Annotated in this window: 16 protein-coding genes; 5 read left to right on the top strand and 11 right to left on the bottom strand. The window is 72.7% G+C overall.

Annotated features, from left to right (window positions below; translation table 11 throughout):
- Positions 1-229 precede the first annotated feature (229 nt).
- Entirely contained in the window at positions 230-856 is a 627-nt protein-coding gene (locus VIG76_RS09650; protein WP_331953575.1) for a vitamin K epoxide reductase family protein, read from the top strand.
- An 11-nt stretch (positions 857-867) separates the two neighbouring features.
- On the opposite strand, the gene ndk is transcribed toward VIG76_RS09650, so the two are convergent.
- The 8 genes from ndk to VIG76_RS09610 form a co-directional block, all read right to left on the bottom strand.
- Positions 868-1,290 carry a nucleoside-diphosphate kinase gene (ndk, locus tag VIG76_RS09645; RefSeq protein ID WP_331953573.1) on the bottom strand — a complete coding sequence of 141 codons (423 nt, stop codon included), beginning with the start codon at positions 1,288-1,290 and terminating at the stop codon, positions 868-870.
- Complete coding sequence (locus VIG76_RS09640) at positions 1,290-1,664, bottom strand: DUF4233 domain-containing protein (protein ID WP_331953571.1); 375 nt, start codon at positions 1,662-1,664, stop codon at positions 1,290-1,292. The genes ndk and VIG76_RS09640 overlap by 1 nt, the downstream gene beginning before the upstream one ends.
- A complete protein-coding gene (locus VIG76_RS09635) occupies positions 1,661-3,028 on the bottom strand; it encodes a bifunctional folylpolyglutamate synthase/dihydrofolate synthase (RefSeq protein WP_331953569.1) in 1,368 nt (455 codons plus the stop codon). The genes VIG76_RS09640 and VIG76_RS09635 overlap by 4 nt, the downstream gene beginning before the upstream one ends.
- On the bottom strand, positions 3,021-6,461 hold the full coding sequence (ileS, locus tag VIG76_RS09630; RefSeq protein ID WP_331953567.1) for an isoleucine--tRNA ligase: 3,441 nt from the start codon (positions 6,459-6,461) through the stop codon (positions 3,021-3,023). The genes VIG76_RS09635 and ileS overlap by 8 nt, the downstream gene beginning before the upstream one ends.
- A gap of 331 nt (positions 6,462-6,792) precedes the next feature.
- Positions 6,793-7,182 carry a VOC family protein gene (locus VIG76_RS09625; protein WP_331953565.1) on the bottom strand — a complete coding sequence of 130 codons (390 nt, stop codon included), beginning with the start codon at positions 7,180-7,182 and terminating at the stop codon, positions 6,793-6,795.
- A 90-nt stretch (positions 7,183-7,272) separates the two neighbouring features.
- A complete protein-coding gene (locus tag VIG76_RS09620; RefSeq protein ID WP_331953563.1) occupies positions 7,273-8,250 on the bottom strand; it encodes a DUF1648 domain-containing protein in 978 nt (325 codons plus the stop codon).
- A gap of 1 nt (position 8,251) precedes the next feature.
- Positions 8,252-8,599 carry a GntR family transcriptional regulator gene (locus VIG76_RS09615; protein WP_331953561.1) on the bottom strand — a complete coding sequence of 116 codons (348 nt, stop codon included), beginning with the start codon at positions 8,597-8,599 and terminating at the stop codon, positions 8,252-8,254.
- A 164-nt stretch (positions 8,600-8,763) separates the two neighbouring features.
- Positions 8,764-9,933, bottom strand: a complete 1,170-nt coding sequence (locus VIG76_RS09610; RefSeq protein WP_331953559.1) for an MFS transporter — start codon at positions 9,931-9,933, stop codon at positions 8,764-8,766.
- Positions 9,934-10,069: 136 nt separating this feature from the next.
- Here VIG76_RS09610 and valS point away from each other — a divergent pair, with 136 nt between their 5' ends.
- The 3 genes from valS to VIG76_RS09595 are packed head-to-tail and all read left to right on the top strand — an operon-like array spanning position 10,070 to position 13,380.
- The gene (gene valS / locus VIG76_RS09605) at positions 10,070-12,658 is read left to right on the top strand and encodes a valine--tRNA ligase (protein WP_331953557.1); all 2,589 of its coding nucleotides are present in this window, start codon (positions 10,070-10,072) and stop codon (positions 12,656-12,658) included.
- 11 nt (positions 12,659-12,669) lie between these two features.
- Positions 12,670-13,116: a GNAT family N-acetyltransferase gene (locus VIG76_RS09600; RefSeq protein ID WP_331953555.1), complete on the top strand. Its 447-nt coding sequence runs from the start codon at positions 12,670-12,672 to the stop codon at positions 13,114-13,116.
- A gap of 3 nt (positions 13,117-13,119) precedes the next feature.
- A complete protein-coding gene (locus VIG76_RS09595; RefSeq protein WP_331953553.1) occupies positions 13,120-13,380 on the top strand; it encodes a hypothetical protein in 261 nt (86 codons plus the stop codon).
- A gap of 70 nt (positions 13,381-13,450) precedes the next feature.
- Here VIG76_RS09595 and VIG76_RS09590 read toward each other — a convergent pair whose 3' ends face one another.
- The 3 genes from VIG76_RS09590 to VIG76_RS09580 all read right to left on the bottom strand — a co-directional run bounded on the left by VIG76_RS09590 (position 13,451) and on the right by VIG76_RS09580 (position 14,910).
- Positions 13,451-13,696 (bottom strand): hypothetical protein, encoded by a 246-nt coding sequence (locus VIG76_RS09590; RefSeq protein ID WP_331953551.1) that lies wholly within the window; start codon positions 13,694-13,696, stop codon positions 13,451-13,453.
- A gap of 336 nt (positions 13,697-14,032) precedes the next feature.
- Positions 14,033-14,284, bottom strand: coding sequence for a hypothetical protein (locus VIG76_RS09585; RefSeq protein ID WP_331953549.1), 252 nt, complete (start codon positions 14,282-14,284; stop codon positions 14,033-14,035).
- Positions 14,281-14,910, bottom strand: coding sequence for an ArsR/SmtB family transcription factor (locus VIG76_RS09580; RefSeq protein WP_331953547.1), 630 nt, complete (start codon positions 14,908-14,910; stop codon positions 14,281-14,283). Before VIG76_RS09580 ends, VIG76_RS09585 begins: the two co-directional genes overlap by 4 nt.
- 98 nt (positions 14,911-15,008) lie before the next feature.
- On the opposite strand from VIG76_RS09580, the gene VIG76_RS09575 reads away from it, so the two are divergent.
- Positions 15,009-16,524, top strand: a 1,516-nt coding sequence (locus tag VIG76_RS09575) for a M3 family metallopeptidase (protein ID WP_331953545.1), incomplete at its 3' end; no start/stop codon positions are given.

The following is a 16,524-nucleotide window of genomic DNA, read 5'->3' as shown; positions in this document are numbered from 1 at the left end:
GCCGTCGGGACCGGCGCAAATCCGTAGTCCGCACGTCCGTTCGTTCGGACGCACGCGGCGGGACAAGCGCCGTCCCGGGTCCCCCCGGGGTCTCGGTCCGCTCGGTGCGGGCCTGTCGAAGCATTCGGCCTCCGATGCGGGTGCACGGCGACCTGCTGGCATTATCGCACGCCATGCTCCGGAGCGTCCGCCCCCGGGACGGGTGCCGGACGGTGGAATACTCCCTCCCGTGATCGAGCAGGAGACGAAACCGTCCGTAGCGCTCGAGCAGGAGACCAGAAGGCCCGTCGCGCTCGCGATCCTGCTGATCGTGGGCGGCGCGCTGGGGCTGCTCGCCGCGTTCCAGCTGACCCTCGACAAGTTCCAGGTGCTCGAGAACGCGAACGCGCACCTCAGCTGCAACTTCAGCCTGATCGTGCAGTGCGGCAAGAACCTCAGCTCGCCCGAGGGCAGCGCGTTCGGCTTCCCGAATCCGCTGATCGGGCTGATGGCGTTCCCGGCGCCGATCATCGTCGGCGTCGCGGTCCTCGCCGGAGCCCGGTTCGCCCGCTGGTTCTGGGCGCTGTTCAACCTCGGGCTGCTCGGCGCGATCGCGTTCGTGATCTGGCTGATGAGCGTCAGCATCTTCCACCTGGGCACGCTCTGCCCCTGGTGCATGCTCGTGTGGAGCGTGGTCATCCCGATGTTCGTCGCGACGACGCTCTACAACCTCGGCGAGGGCGCTCTCCCGGTCGGCCGCTCGGTCCGCCGCGTCGGGGCGGCGCTCTACGGCTGGACGCCGCTGATCTGCCTGCTCGCCTACCTCGCCGTCGCGGTGGTGGCGCAGCTGCGGCTGAACGTCCTCAACTACCTCTAGCCCGCCCGGCGTCAGCCGAACCAGAGGGCGAGCTCGCGGGCGGCGGACTCGGGCGAGTCGCTGCCGTGCACGAGGTTCTGCTGCACCTTGACGCCCCAGTCGCGGCCGAGGTCGCCGCGGATGGTGCCGGGGGCGGCCGTCGTCGGATCCGTCGTGCCGGCAAGCGAGCGGAAGCCCTCGATGACGCGCTCCCCCGCGATGCGGATGGCGACGATCGGGCCGGACTCCATGAACTCGACGAGGGGTTCGTAGAACGGCTTGCCCTCGTGCTCGGCGTAGTGCACGGCGAGCAGCGCCCGGTCGGCCTCGACCATGCGGATGTCGACGAGCGCGTAGCCCTTGGCCTCGATGCGGCGGAGGATCTCACCGGTCAGGTTGCGCGCGACGCCGTCGGGCTTCACGAGCACCAGGGTCTCCTCGATCGTTCCTGCCATCAGGGTGCCGTCCTCTCGCTCTGGTTCGTGGTCCGGCGGTCGATCCGGCCACCGATGATCATGCAGTAGGTCCACAGTGCGCCGAAGAAGAGCCCGACGACGCCGACAGCCGGCTGCACCACGAACGCCGCGATGAGCACGAGCTGCACCAGCCAGCCGAGCGCGATGCCGACGCGGGAGCGCGAGAGCGCGGCGGCGATCGCCATGACGACGAGCAGCGCGGCGCCGCCGCCGAGCGCGACGGGCGCGGGCAGCGACTTCAGACCGAAGACGACCAGCGCCGCCAGCACGACGACGAGGAACTCGGTGGCGAGCACGATCGCTGCGAGGCTCGCGGTGAGGGTCCGGGGCCGGCGCACCCGGGGCGTGCTCACGTCGCCGACCAGCCGCTCTCGCGCGCGATCTGCAGCACGCGGGCCACGAGGGTGATCGACCCGAACGCGACGACCCCGCCGGCCGCGCCGTCGTCGCCCTCGGGCGCGTCGGCGGCCTCCTCGCGGGCGAGCTCGAGGGCCCGCTCGAGGTCGGGCTCGACCACGACCCGGTCCGCACCCAGGACCTCCACGGCGACGCGAGCGAGGTCGTCCGCATCCGTCGCACGGGCGGAGGGCGCCGTCGTGACGACGAACTCGTCGACCTCATCCGCGACCGCCTTGAAGATCCCGGCCGCGTCCTTGTCGGACAGCACCGCGACCACCGCGATCAGCTTCGAGAACCGGAACGACTCCTTCAGGCCTGCGGCCATGGCCGCGGCGCCGTGCGGGTTGTGCGCGGCGTCGACGACCACGGTCGGCGCGGTCGCGGCCACCTGGAGACGGCCGGGCGAGGTCGCGAGCGCGAGGCCCTCGTCGAGCACCTGCCGGTCGATCGCCAGCGAGCCGTCGCCCACGAAGGTCTCGACGGCGGCGATCGCGACGGCGGTGTTCTGCGCCTGGTGGGCGCCGAGCAGCGGCACGAAGAGGCCCTCGTAGCGGCCCGCGCGGCCCTGCACGTCGACGAGCTGGCCACCGACCGCCGGCGTCCTGCCGAGCACCCGGAAGTCCCGGCCCTCGACCGCCATGGTCGCCTCGGACAGCTCCGCCGCTCGCTCGAGCTGCTCCTGCGCCTCCGGCGCCTGCAGCGCGGAGACCACGCTGCGGCCCGGCTTGATGATCCCGGCCTTCGTGCGGGCGATCGCGGCGATCGTGCTGCCGAGCCGGTCCTGGTGGTCGAGGTCGATGGGGGTGAACACGGCCACCTGCCCGTCGGCGACGTTCGTCGAGTCCCACTCGCCGCCCATCCCCACCTCGATCACCCCGACGTCGATGGGGGCGTCGGCGAAGGTCGCGTAGGCGAGCACGGTGAGCGCCTCGAAGAACGTCAGCGGCGCCTCGCCCGCGGCCTCGAGCTCGGCGTCGGCGAGGCCGAGGAACGGCTCGATGTCGTGCCAGTTGCGCAGCAGCGTCTCGTCGTCGATCGGCTCGCCGTCCACGACGATCCGCTCGTTCAGGCGGCCGAGGTCGGGGCTCGTGAACAGCCCCGTGCGCAGGTTCTGCGCGCGGAGGATGCTCTCGATGATCCGGCTCGTCGAGGTCTTCCCGTTCGTGCCGGTGATGTGGACGATCGGATACGCGCGGTGCGGGTCGCCGAGCAGCTCGAGCGCTCGGCGCGTGGCCGACAGCCGGGGCTGCGGCGCCACCTCGCCGACCCTCGCGTAGATCGCGTCGAGCATCCCGTCGAGGGCGGACCGGTCAGACATCGAGCACCACCGCTCCAGTCTTCCGCAGCTCGAACCGGGCGCCGTCCGTCGCGCCCCAGTTCCCGGCCGGGATGCGGGTGAGGGTGCCGTCCGGCCAGCGCTGCACGCGATCCGTCGAGCCGGCGGTCGCCGGCGCGACGTCGATCGACTCGGTCAGCGTCTCCCGCCGCACGAGGTCGCCGTGCACCTCGAGCATCCGCAGCAGGTCGGCGTCGCCCTCCACGGCGAGCTCGATCCGGTCGGTCACGTCGAGGCCGCCGGTCCGCCTCGCCTGCTGCACGTCCCGGATGAAGTCCCGCGCGCGCCCCTCGAGCTCCAGCTCGGGCGTGACGTCGGTGGCGAGCAGCACGAAGCCGCCGGACGGCACGAGGCCGAGCGCCTCGCCGTCGCCGCCGCCGGCGCGCTCGAGGACGAGCTCGTACTCACCCGCGAAGAGCTCGACGTCGCCGACCACGACCGCCCCGCCCCGGTGGCTCCAGTCGCCGGCCTTCGCGGCGGCGATGACCGCCTGCACCTGCCGTCCGATCCGCGGGCCGAGCGCCCGCGCGTTGACCGCGAGCCGCTCGGTCACGCCGTACTTGGCGGCGCTCTCGGCGTCCTCGACCACGAAGTCGACGGCCTTCACGTTCAGCTCGTCCGCGAGGATCTCCGCGCCGAGCCCGGACAGGCCCTCGGCGTCGGCGGCGACCACGGTCAGCGACGCGAGCGGCAGCCGCACCCGGAGCCCTGCCTGCTTGCGCAGTGACAGGGCGACGGAGGTGATCTCCCGCAGCCGGTCCATCCGCGCGACGAGCTCGGGCTCGACCGGGAACTCCCCCGCGTCCGGCCAGTCGGTGAGGTGCACGCTGCGCCCCCCGGTGAGGCCCCGCCAGATCTTGTCGGACACGAGCGGCAGCAGGGGCGCCGCGAGCCGCGTCACGGTCTCGAGCACGGTGAAGAGGGTGTCGAACGCAGCCCTGCTGTCGTTCGTGAGGCCGCCTGGGCCCACGCCCGCCGGTTCCGACGCGTCGCGAAGCGACGTGGCGGCCGTGCGGGTGGGGACCGTGCGAACCGCCCAGAACCGGTCGCGGCTGCGCCGGACGTACCAGTTGGTCAGCACGTCGGCGAACTCCCGCAGGCGGTTGGTCGCCCCGCTCGTGTCGAACCCGTCGAGGTCGGCCGTCACGCCGCGCACGAGATCGCCGGTGGCGGCGAGGAGGTACCGGTCCAGAGGATCCGCCGAATCGGTGCGCCGCTGCGCGTCGTAGTCCTCCGCGCCGGCGTAGAGCGTGAAGAAGTAGTAGGTGCTCCACAGCGGCAGGAGCACCTGCCGCACGCCCTCCCGGATGCCCTCCTCCGTCACGGTGAGGTTCCCGCCGCGGAGCACGGGGCTCGCGAGCAGGAACCAGCGCATCGCGTCCGAGCCGTCGCGGTCGAAGACCTCGGACACGTCGGGGTAGTTGCGCAGCGACTTCGACATCTTCTGCCCGTCGTTCCCGAGCACGATGCCGTGGCTGACGACGGTGGAGAACGCGGGCCGGTCGAACAGCGCCGTCGAGAGCGCGTGCAGCAGGTAGAACCAGCCGCGCGTCTGCCCGATGTACTCGACGATGAAGTCGGCGGGACTGTGCGAGTCGAACCAGTCGGCGTTCTCGAACGGGTGGTGCACCTGCGCGAACGGCATCGAGCCCGAGTCGAACCAGACGTCGAGCACGTCCTCGATCCGGCGCATGGTGCTGCGGCCCGACGGGTCGTCGGGGTTCGGGCGCGTCAGCTCGTCGATGTACGGCCGGTGCAGGTCCACCTCGCCGTCCGCGTTCCGCGGCAGGCGCCCGAAGTCGCGCTCGAGCTCCGCGAGGGAGCCGTAGACGTCGATCCGCGGATGCGCGGGGTCGTCGCTGCGCCAGACGGGGATCGGCGTGCCCCAGTAGCGGTTGCGGCTGATCGACCAGTCGCGGGCGCCGGCCAGCCACTTGCCGAACTGGCCGTCCTTCACGTTCTCCGGCACCCAGGTGATCAGCTTGTTCAGCTCGACCATGCGGTCGCGGTACTGCGTGACGCGCACGAACCAGCTCGTCACCGCCTTGTAGATGAGCGGGTTGCGGCAGCGCCAGCAATGCGGGTAGGGGTGCTCGTAGGACTGCTCGCGCAGCAGCCGGCCCTTCGCCCGCAGCGCGCGGATGATCGTCCGGTTCGCCTCGAAGACGTGCACACCGGCGATGTCGGGCAGGTCGGTCTCGGCGAACATCGGCAGGAACCGGGCGCCCGCGTCCACCGACGTGATCGTGGGGATGCCGGCGGCGGCACAGACCAGCTGGTCGTCCTCGCCGTAGGCGGGCGCCTGGTGGACGAGGCCCGTGCCCTCCTCGGTGGAGACGTAGTCGGCGACGACGATGCGCCAGGCGTTCTGCATGCCCCAGACGGCATCATCCGCGTAGAAGTCCCAGAGCCGGTCGTACTGCACGCCGTCGAGGTCGCGGCCGACCACGGTGCGGGACACCGCAGCGCGCGCCTCGTCGGCCGACACGTAGCCGAGCTCCTTGGCGTAGTCGCCGACCCGCGCGGTGGCGATCAGATACTCCCCGAACACCTCGGTGCTCGACGCCGCAGGCGTCGCGCCGGTGCTGTCGGGCGCCTCGGAGTCCGTGGTGCCGGCGGGGCCGCTCGGCACGACGGCGTACTCGATCTCCGGCCCGACGGCGAGCGCCGCGTTGGTCGGCAGCGTCCACGGCGTGGTCGTCCAGGCGAGCGCCCGCACCCCGGTGAGGCCGAGCACCTCGGCCTTCTCCCCCACCAGCGGGAAGGTGACCGTGACGGACGGGTCCTGCCGTCGCTTGTAGACGTCGTCGTCCATCCGCAGCTCGTGGTTCGACAGCGGCGTCTCGTCGTTCCAGCAGTACGGCAGCACCCGCACGCCCTCGTAGGCGAGGCCCTGGTCGTGCAGGCGCTTGAAGGCCCAGAGCACGCTCTCCATGTAGTTCGGGTCGAGCGTCTTGTAGTCGTCGTCGAAGTCGACCCAACGCGCCTGCCGCGTCACGTAGTCCTGCCACTCGGCGGTGTAGCGGAGGACGGATGCGCGGGCCTCGCCGTTGAAGCGCCCGACGCCCATGGACTCGATCTCGTCCTTGGTCGTGATGCCGAGCTGGCGCATCGCCTCGAGCTCGGCGGGCAGGCCGTGGGTGTCCCAGCCGAAGCGCCGGTGGACCTGCTTGCCGCGCATCGTCTGGTAGCGCGGGAAGGCGTCCTTCGCGTACCCGGTCAGCAGGTGGCCGTAGTGCGGGAGGCCGTTGGCGAACGGCGGGCCGTCGTAGAAGACCCACTCGGGCGCGCCCTCGCGCTGGTCGATCGACGCCTGGAAGGTGCCGTCGGCGGCCCAGAAGGCGAGGATCTCCCGCTCCACATCGGGGAAGCGCGGGCTGGGGCTGACGGGCTCGCCGCCGTCTTTCGGATACACCGTTCGTCCTCCGTGCTGGTCAGCACGGGGACGCCGTTCCCGACGCGGTACCACCCCGCTTGACGTCGCACGACGTGCGACGCCCTCTCGTTGCCGGCGATGACGGGCCGCCCCGTCCGGTTCTACTTGCCGCTCGCGCGACGTTCTTCCGGAGACTCCCCGGTGATGGCCGGATCGATGTCGTTGCGCCGATCCTACCGCCGCCCGCCCCGACCCATGAGGCCCCCGGCTGTTGCCACTTCTCGCGACCTCGAGGCCGCCAAGGTCGCAAGCAGTGGCAACCGCCGATGGAAGCGCGACCGGGACGAGGGGTCGGGCGACCGGTGCGGGATCAGGCGGCGGGGCTCGTCAGCTGGATCAGGTTGCCGCAGGTGTCGTCGAGCACCGCCGTGACGACCGGCCCCATCGGGGTCGGCTCCTGGGTGAAGCGCACCCCGAGCCCGCGCAGCCGCTCGAACTCCGCGTGCACGTCGTCGACGGCGAAGGAGGCGAACGGGATGCCGTCGGCGACGAGCGCCTGCGTGAAGGGCCGGGTGGCCGGATGCGCGTCGGGCTCGAGGAGCAGCTCCACTCCGTCCGGGTCCTCGGGCGACACGACGGTGAGCCAGCGGTAGGTGCCGAGCGGCACGTCCCGCTTCGGCCGGAAGCCGAGCACCTCGGTGTAGAACCGCAGGGCCTTCTGCTGGTCGTCGACGAAGACGCTGGTCAGGCCGATCCGCATCCCGATCCCTCCCCCTCCGGCCGCGCTGCCGTCGGTGCCGCCATCCTGGCCCGCCGCCGGGCCGAGGCCGAGGCCAAGGCCAAGGCCCGGTCAGCCGACGTGCGGCACCGTGCCGTGAGCCCGGGCGAGGAGCGCGGTGAGCACGGCCGCCGCCTCGGCGGCGTGCTCCATGGTGACGAGGAGGCGGTGCCCGTCGGTGCGCTCGAGCTCGAGCGCCTCCCCGGCCCGGGTGACGATCCCCGTGACGCCGTGGCGGTAGCGGGCACCCCATCCGCCGAAGTCGCCGACGGGCGCGACGGTCGTGACGCGGGCCGCCGCCAGGTCGGCGAGCGCGACCCGCAGCACCATCGGCGGCAGCGCGCCGCGGATGAGCGCGCCGTGCTCGTCGAGGCGGACCCGCCAGCCGCTCGACCCGGCGGCTGCCGCGAGGGCCGGGATCAGCAGCACGAGCAGCACCGGCGTGACGAACACGGCGAGCAGCACGGCGAGCGCGGCGATCAGGCCCGCGACGACGAGGAGCACGCCGGTGACGACGGCCGACGGCGCGGCCCTGCCGACCCAGACCACGCGCTCCGAGCCACTCAGCGGCAGCGGTGCGACGGCGACCGACTCGCGCGGCCCCGTGACGGGCGGAGCCGGCAGCAGCAGGGCGGGGAGCGCGCCGAGGACCGCCCCGAGCACGAACGTGCCGGCGAGCAGCAGCCAGGGGAACGCACCGCCCGAGCGCGCCGCGACGATGAGGGTCGACGTGACGCCGCCGCTCACGACGGTGGCGAACAGGACGGCGGCAGCGGTGAGGATGCGCGGGGCGGTGGCGCCGCGCACGTTCGCCGGACGCCGGAGCACCGACCAGACGAGCAGCCCGAAGCCGATCGAGGCAGGCAGGGCGATCAGCGCGAGGGCGGCCGGTGCGGTCTTGTCGGGCACGCCGGTGACCGACCAATGGACGGTCACCTCCGCGGGCAGCGTCGGCAGGGCTGCGAGCAGCCAGGCGGCCGAGGCCACCGCGATCAGCGTCGGCACGCCGACGGCGAGCAGCGGGAGGCGGCGCGAGTAGTCGGCAGCCATGTCAGTAGACCTCCTTGATCATCGCGGCGAGCGCCGCGGGGCCGATGCCGAGCGCCTTGGCGTGCTCGACGAGTCGGGGGATCTCCCGGTGCAGGTCGGCGTAGCCGGACGCCCGGTCGGTGACGACGGCCCCACGGCCGCGCCGCAGATCGACGACGCCCTCGTCGCGCAGCGACTGGTAGGCGCGGAGCACGGTGTGCAGGTTGACGTCGAGGGCGGCCGCGACCTCCTTCGCCGACGGCAGCCGGTCGCCGGCGCGGATCCCGCCGCGCACGAGCTCCGTGCGCACGGACGCGGCCAGCTGCTCGAAGAGCGGCGCGGCCGAGGCGGGATCGATGCGGAGGAGCACAGGGTCACTCTATTCTTCTATTCACACTAGAACAAGTGGTTCTTGCGCCCGTGGTCGGCGACGGCCCCACAGTGGCCCACAGTGACTGCTGTCCGCACGGACAACTGCTCGCGATTCACGGGCAGCAGTTGTCCCTGCGGACAGCAGACGCGGGTGGGGCGGCGTCAGGAGATGCGGATGCGGGCGGCCATGACCCCGAGGCAGCCGGCCGCGAGCACCGCGAGGGCGAGCAGCAGCACCGGCTCCGGGGCGAACGGCGTGAGTGCCGCCAGCACGACCGGGAAGGTGAATCCGACGTAGGTGACGCTGTAGTAGACCGCCGTGATGCCGGCGAGGTCGTCCGGCCGTGCCATCCGCTGCACCTCGGTGAGGCCGGACACGAGGGAGAGCCCGTACGCGAGGCCGAGCACGGCCGCGATCGCCACCCCGAGCGCCGGGAGCCGCACGACGGACTCGAGCGCCACGAGCAGCAGCCCGACGAGCACGAGCCCCATGCCGACGAGCAACTGCCGGCCGCCCGTCGCGGCCCCGATCCGCACCGCGAACGGCTGGATGGCGGCGCCGCAACCGAGCGCCACGACGGCGAGCAACGTGGCGTAGAGCACCGCCGAGGCCCCGATCTGCTCGGCGACGAGCGCCGGCGTGATGGCGAATGCGAGTCCCGCGCAGCCGAACACCCACGGCGCTCCGGGCACGATCACCCAGAGGAACCGCCGCCGGACGTCCCTCGGAACGCCGAGGTCGGCGAGCAGCGACGTCCGCGGCACCCCGGACGGCGCCCGCGTCTCCTCCGCGCCGAGCAGCGCGGCGCCTGCGGCGAGGGTCAGCACGACGTGCACCAGATAGGGAAGCACGGTGGGCGCCGGGGCGACCTGCGCGAGCAGGCCGGACACGAGCGGGCCGAGCCCGAAGCCGGCGGTGAGCGACAGGGACGCCCGCCGCGCCGCGACCGGCCCGGGCACGTCGGTGGAGAGCTCCTTCACCCAGCTGCTGCCGACCACCATCGCGATCGCCACGCTGATCCCGGAGACGAGGCGCCCGACGCCGAGCACCCCCACCGATCCCGCGCCCGCCGCGAGCACGCTCGAGCCGAGGCAGCCGAGCAGGACGCCGGCGACGAGCAGGGGCTTGCGGCCGTACCGGTCGGAGAGCGGACCGACGACGAGCAGGCCCGGGATGATCCCGACGATGTAGAGGGCGAACAGGAGGTCGACCTGGACCGAGGTGTAGCCCTCCCGCGCGCGGTAGAGCAGCAGCAGCACGCTGAAGTGGTTGCCGCCGTAGGCGAGCATGAGGATCGCGGGGGCGACCCGCAGCCACGCCCCTCCCCGCACGGTCGAACGGTACCGCCCCCGTCCGCCCTCGCCGCCGGGTGCGCCCGGTACGCTTGGCGCGACCCTTCGGGGCCTCAACTCAGGCACCAGCCGGACCTCCGGCGGACGCGGTGCCGCACATATCGATGGAGCAGTCATGACGACGACGCCCGGCGCCGCACAGGTTCCCGACAAGCCCGCCCTCGAGGGACTCGAGGACAAGTGGGCGCGGGTCTGGGAGGAGCGGGGGGTCTACCGCTTCTCGGTCCCCGAAGTCGGCCGCGAGGGCGTCTACTCCATCGACACGCCGCCGCCGACCGCGTCCGGGTCGCTGCACATCGGGCACGTCTTCAGCTACACCCACACCGACCTGCTCGCCCGGTTCCATCGGATGCGCGGCCAGCGCGTGTTCTACCCGATGGGCTGGGACGACAACGGGCTGCCCACCGAGCGCCGGGTGCAGAACTACTACGGCGTCCGCTGCGACCCGTCGCTGCCCTACGACCCCGCGTTCACGCCGCCGGCCGACGGCACCGCGAAGTCGACGAGGGCGGCCGACCAGCGGCCGATCTCGCGCCGCAACTTCATCGAGCTCTGCGAGCGCCTCACCCAGGAGGACGAGCGCCAGTTCGAGGCGGTCTGGCGCTCCCTCGGCCTCTCCGTGGACTGGACGCAGACCTACCGCACCATCGGCGACGAGGCCCGCGCGATCTCGCAGCAGGCGTTCCTCGACAACCTGGCGCGCGGTGAGGCCTACCAGGCGCAGGCGCCGAGCCTCTGGGACGTGACGTTCCGCACCGCTGTCGCCCAGGCCGAGCTCGAGGACCGCGACCAGCCCGGCGCGTACCATGCGATCGCGTTCGCCCGGTCGGACGGCGCCCACGACGTCGTGATCGAGTCGACCCGGCCCGAGCTGCTCCCGGCGTGCGTGGCGCTCGTGGCGCATCCGGACGACGAGCGCTACCGCGACCTCTTCGGCAGCACGGTGCGCTCCCCCGTCTTCGGCGTCGAGGTGCCGGTGCTGGCGCACCACCTCGCGCAGCCCGACAAGGGCACCGGCATCGCGATGATCTGCACCTTCGGCGACCTGACGGATGTGGTCTGGTGGCGCGAGCTCGACCTGCCGACCCGCACGGTGATCGGCTTCGACGGCCGCTTCGTGTCGGATGCCCCGGACGGCATGGACTCCGACGCGGGCCGCGCGGCCTACGCGGAGCTCGCCGGCAAGACGGTCTTCAGCGCCCGAGCAGCCGTCGTCGACCAGCTCCGTGCATCCGGCGCCCTCCTGGGCGAGCCGCGGCCGGTCACGCATCCGGTGAAGTTCTTCGAGAAGGGCGACCGCCCGCTCGAGATCGTGCCGACCCGGCAGTGGTACCTCGTGAACGGCGCCCGCGACGAACGGCTGCGCGAGCGCCTGCTGGAGCGCGGCCGCGAGCTGCGCTTCGTGCCCGACTTCATGCGGGTCCGCTACGAGAACTGGGTCAGCGGCCTGAACGGCGACTGGCTGGTCTCCCGCCAGCGCTTCTTCGGCGTCCCGCTGCCCGTCTGGTACCGGCTGGACGAGGAGGGCGACCCCGACTTCGACCAGGTGCTCGTGCCCGAGCGCTCGGCCCTGCCCGTGGATCCCTCGACCGACGTGCCGCCCGGCTTCACCGAGGCCGACCGAGGGCGCGCCGGCGGCTTCGTCGGCGAGGTCGACGTGATGGACACCTGGGCGACCTCGTCGCTCACGCCAGAGCTCGCCGGCGGCCGCTCCCGCGGCGACGGCCTCTGGGAGGCGGTCTTCCCGTTCGACCTGCGACCGCAGGGGCAGGACATCATCCGCACCTGGCTCTTCTCGACGCTGCTGCGCTCCGAGCTCGCGCACCACACCCTGCCGTGGCGCACCGCGACCCTGAGCGGCTTCATCGTCGACCCCGACCGCAAGAAGATGTCGAAGTCGAAGGGCAACGTCGTCACCCCCGCGGACGTGCTCGCGCAGCACGGATCGGATGCGGTGCGGTACTGGGCGGCGACGAGCCGGCTCGGCACGGACGCGGCGCTCGACATGCAGAACCCGACGCAGATGCGCAAGGGACGCAAGCTCGCGATCAAGGTGCTGAACGCGGCGAAGTTCATCCTCGGCCTCGAGGCGTCCACCCTCGAGGCGGCCGCCGTCACCGAGCCGCTCGACCTCGGGATGCTCGCCGCGCTCGACCGGGTGGTCGACGACGCGACCCGCGCCTACGAGGCGGAGGACCACGCACGGGCCCTCGAGGTCGTCGAGCCCTTCTTCTGGACCTTCTGCGACGACCACCTCGAGCTCGTGAAGGACCGCGCCTACGGCACCGGACCCGGCCGCGACTCGGCCGTCGCCGCGCTCCGCATCGCGCTCGACACCCTGCTCGCGCTGCTCGCGCCGGTGCTGCCGTTCGCGACCGAGGAGGCGTGGAGCTGGTCGCACGACGGCTCCCTGCACGCCTCGAGCTGGCCCGAGCCGACGGCGCTCGGCGGCGATCCGGAGCTCCTCGCCGCCGCGGGCGAGGCCCTGATCGGGATCCGACGCGCCAAGACCGATGCCAAGGTGTCGCAGCGCACGCCGGTAGCATCGGCTCGCATCACCGGCCCAGAGCAGACCGTGCACCGCATCGGACTCGTGGCCGGCGACGTGGGGGCAGCGGGCCGCATCGGATCCCTGTCGCTCGATCCCGGCGGCGAGACCGTCGAGGTCGCCGACGTCGTGTTCCAACCGACCGAATCGTTCTGAAGGGGCCGGCCGTGACCGTCACCATCAAACCGCTCGCCGAGCGGGACTTCTTCGCCTGGTACGCGCTCTTCACCGAGTACGCGACCTCGGCCGACATCCAGCTCACCGACGAGCACGCCATGCGCGTGTGGACGAAGCTGCAGAGCGATGACGCCCACGCGGTCGTCGCGACGGACGAGGGAGGCGACACGGTCGGCCTCGTGCACTTCGTCGTCCTCGACCGACTGCTCCAGGGCGACTCGACCGTCCTCATCGAGGATCTCTACGTCGCCGAGCACGCCCGCCGCGCGGGCGTCGCCACCGCACTGGTGGAGCACGTGCGCACCCGTGCCGAGGACGAGGGTCGCGCCGCCGTGCGCTGGGTCTCCCGACCCGACGACCCGGCCGCGAAGGCGCTGCACGACAAGTTCGCCGCGTCCGCAGGCGGCTGGGTGCTGCACGACCTGCCGGTCGGCTAGCCGGTGCAGCTCGGCACCAGGTGGCCGGTCGGCGCGACGCCGCCCGCGTCCCTGCCGGACCCGGTCCGCGCTGCGCTCGCATCCGTCGAGGAGGAACTGTCCGCCGCTGGGCAGCCCACCGACGGATGGGCGTGGACCCTCACCTACCTCGAGGGGCGCCCGATCGTCGATCTCGACGACGGCACCCGAATCCGCCTCGTCCCCGGCGAGAACGCTGCGCTGATCACGAGCGTGGACCTGGACACCACGGACGACTCCGCCTGAGACGGCGATGCGGCGCGCCCGACCGGCAGGACCGGAGGGACGCGCCGCATCGGAGATGCCGGCCGCAGCCTCATCGCACGGGGCCGGAGCCGGCCCGCTGCACGAAGACCGCGGAGCGGGCCTCGTCCACGGAGCGTGCCGCTCCTGCGCGACGAGCCTGCTCCCGGCGGTCGGCCCGCAGGGCGTGCTCCTGACCCCAGAGGATCAGGGCGACGCCCACGCGGAGCGCGACGCGGTCGGCGAGCGGCAGTCGCGGCAGCGTGGGCTCGGCCCACTCCGCCCCGGCAACCCGCTCCTCGAGCAGTGTCGTGTTCATGGTGGTGTCCTTCGTGACGTGCCCGGATGGGCGCCGGGCGCGCGGACGCGCCCGGTTCTCCGCACAGGGGTGTGCGAAGCAGATGCCTGCACGGCAGGCGGCGAGAGGCTCCTCGGCTGCAGCAGCGCGAAGAGGGACCGACCCTGAGAGGGTCGGTGGCGAGCGGGACCGGTGGTCGAACCGCTACGCGAGAACGATGCCGGAGAGGTGGCGCTTCGGCGTGATGTGGATCGTCATGCTGCGCCTCCTTCCTGTTCCGGCGAGCACCCGACCGTAGCGCAGCGCCTTCCCGGCCCGCAACGCCTCTCGGGCGTGTCGGACGTCAGGACGGGCGGATCAGCAGAACGGGCGCACGGTCTCCGCGGCGGGGTGACCCGGCTGCACGACGCGGGCGGGGCGGGCCTCGCGGACCGGCCGGTTGGCGTGCCTGCTGCTCGCGAGCAGCAGGGCGAGGCCGACGTGCATGAGGATCCGGTCGGCGAGCGGGACGCCGGCGCCGGTCGGCACGGGGACGAGCCGGACGTCGGATGCGGCTGCCGCGGTGGCAGGAGTGGTGGAAATCGTGGGGATGGTGGCGGTGGTGGTCATCGCTGTGCTCCTTCCGGATCGTCCGGAGAGATCGGTTGCTGTGTGGTGGTGGTGGGGTCGATGACGGGGAACGCGCGGAGATGGATGTCCACCCTGCGGCGCTCCGGATCGTCGGCGCCGAGGCCGCGGTAACGGTTCACGAGCGCTTCGAAGTCCTCGCCGAAGCGGGCGAGCTCCTCCGCGGAGAGGGCGAGGTTGATCGAGAAGATGTCCGCGTTGTCGCGCCACGCGGCGGGCAGCGTGTGGCGCGCCCGCCAGAAGGCGCCGAAGCGTTCCTCCTCGAGCCGCTGGAACTCGGACTCGACGAGCTCGCCGGCGGCCCGGGCCGCCTCGCTGTCCACGAGGTCGGGGCCGAGCACCTCGATCTGCCCCGGCGTGCGCTCCCACCAGCGGTCCCGTCCGTTGCCGCGGCTCGTGTCCTCGCGGACGAAGCCGTGCTTCTCGAGCTGGCGCAGGTGGTAGCTGGTGGATCCGCTCGACTCGCCCAGCCGTGCCGCGAGCGCGCTCGCGGTGGCGGGTCCGAAGCTGGTGAGCGCGCTGAAGAGCTGCACGCGGAGCGGGTGCGCGAGCGCCCGCAGCGCGTCCAGGCTCACCTGGCGGGTGCCAGGGGTCCCCTCATCGCTCATGAGGCCATTCTGCCACCCCAAAGGCTTCTTTGCAAGCAGATCTTTGCATCATTTCCTTTGCGGTCCCCCGTTCGGGGTGCCCGACCTACACTGCGGACATGGCCGCCAACCCGTTCCTCGAGCCGAGTCCGCTGCCCGCAGGGCTGCCCCCGTTCGCCTCCATCCGGGACGATGACTACGAGCCGGCGTTCGAGCGCGGCATGTCCGAGCACCTGGTCGCCGTCGCGAAGGTGGCGGAGAACCCTGAGGCGCCGACCTTCGAGAACACCATCGAGGCGCTCGAGATGGCGGCCGGGCTCCTCGGTCGCGTGAGCGCCGCGTTCTTCACCATCAGCGCGGCGGACGGACGTCCGGCCATCCGGGACCTCGAGGCCCGCATGGCGCCGCGCCTCGCCGCCCACGAGGACGCCATCCACCTCAACAGCCGCCTGTTCACCCGTATCGAGGCGGTGCACACGGACCGCGAGTCGCTGGAACCCGAGCAGCGCTACCTCACCGAGCGCTACCACACCGAGTTCGTCCTCGCCGGGGCCGCGCTCCCCACGGCGAGCAAGGACGAGCTGCGGATGCTGAACGAGCGGCTGTCGGAGCTGACGACCCGCTTCGACGCCAACCTCGTCGCTGATTCGAACGACCTCGCCGTGCACCTCACGGACCCGGCGGACCTCGAGGGGCTCGCGCCGGACGAGCGCGCGACGGCGCGGGCCGCGGCGGACGAGCGCGGCCTCGACGGGTGGCTGCTGACCCTGGTGCTGCCGACGAGCCAGCCGGCGCTGGCGAGCCTCGCCCGGCCGGCGGTCCGGGCGCGGCTGCTCGAGGCGTCACTGGCCCGCGGCTCCCGCGCCGGCGAGCACGACAACCGGCCGCTCGTGCTCGAGATCGTCCGGCTGCGCGCCCGCCGCGCGCACCTGCTCGGCTTCCCGAACCACGCCGCTTCGGTCCTCGCGGACGAGACCGCCCGCACGCCCGAGGCGGTGTCGGCGATGCTCGACCGGCTCGTGCCGGCGGCCGCGCGCAACGCCCGCGCCGAGGCGGCGGCGCTGGCCGACCGGATGCGGCAGGAGACGGGCAGGGACGGGCCGCTTCCGGCGTCCGATTGGGCCTGGGCCGCCGAGCGCGAGCGCGCGGCCCGGTTCGATCTCGACACCGAGCGGCTGAAGCCGTACCTCGAGGCCGACCGGGTGCTGCGCGACGGGGTGTTCGCCGCGGCGGGCCGCCTCTACGGACTGCGCTTCACCGAGCGGACCGACCTGGCCGGCTATCACCCCGAGGTGCGCGTCTTCGAGGTCGCCGATGAGGACGGGGTGCTCGGCCTCTACCTGCTCGACCTCTTCACCCGGGACACGAAGCGCGGCGGCGCGTGGATGAACTCGATCGTCGACCGCGTCGGCGTGCTCGATCAGGACCAGGCGGTGGTGGTCAACAACCTGAACGTGCTGAAGCCGCCCGCGGGCGAGCCGGCGCTCCTCACGCTCGACTCGACCGAGACGCTCTTCCACGAGTTCGGGCACGCGCTCCACGGCCTGTTCGCCGCGACGCGGTACCCGAAGACCGCCGGCACGAACGTCCCGCGCGACTTCGTGGAGTTCCCGAGCCAGGTGAACGAGATGTGGG

The sequence above is a fragment of the Amnibacterium sp. genome (assembly GCF_036559085.1).
Taxonomy (GTDB): domain Bacteria; phylum Actinomycetota; class Actinomycetes; order Actinomycetales; family Microbacteriaceae; genus Amnibacterium.
The sequence above is the reverse complement of the archived record's forward strand: the minus strand, read 5'-3'. Positions and strand labels throughout refer to the sequence as shown.

Coding starts and splice junctions, on each gene's coding strand:
- ndk (WP_331953573.1), bottom strand. CDS start 1,290: ATGGCAGGAACGATCGAGGAGACCCTGGTGCTCGTGAAGCCCGACGGC.
- VIG76_RS09635 (WP_331953569.1), bottom strand. CDS start 3,028: ATGTCTGACCGGTCCGCCCTCGACGGGATGCTCGACGCGATCTACGCG.
- VIG76_RS09625 (WP_331953565.1), bottom strand. CDS start 7,182: ATGCGGATCGGCCTGACCAGCGTCTTCGTCGACGACCAGCAGAAGGCC.
- VIG76_RS09620 (WP_331953563.1), bottom strand. CDS start 8,250: ATGGCTGCCGACTACTCGCGCCGCCTCCCGCTGCTCGCCGTCGGCGTG.
- valS (WP_331953557.1), top strand. CDS start 10,070: ATGACGACGACGCCCGGCGCCGCACAGGTTCCCGACAAGCCCGCCCTC.
- VIG76_RS09590 (WP_331953551.1), bottom strand. CDS start 13,696: ATGAACACGACACTGCTCGAGGAGCGGGTTGCCGGGGCGGAGTGGGCC.
- VIG76_RS09585 (WP_331953549.1), bottom strand. CDS start 14,284: ATGACCACCACCGCCACCATCCCCACGATTTCCACCACTCCTGCCACC.
- VIG76_RS09580 (WP_331953547.1), bottom strand. CDS start 14,910: ATGAGCGATGAGGGGACCCCTGGCACCCGCCAGGTGAGCCTGGACGCG.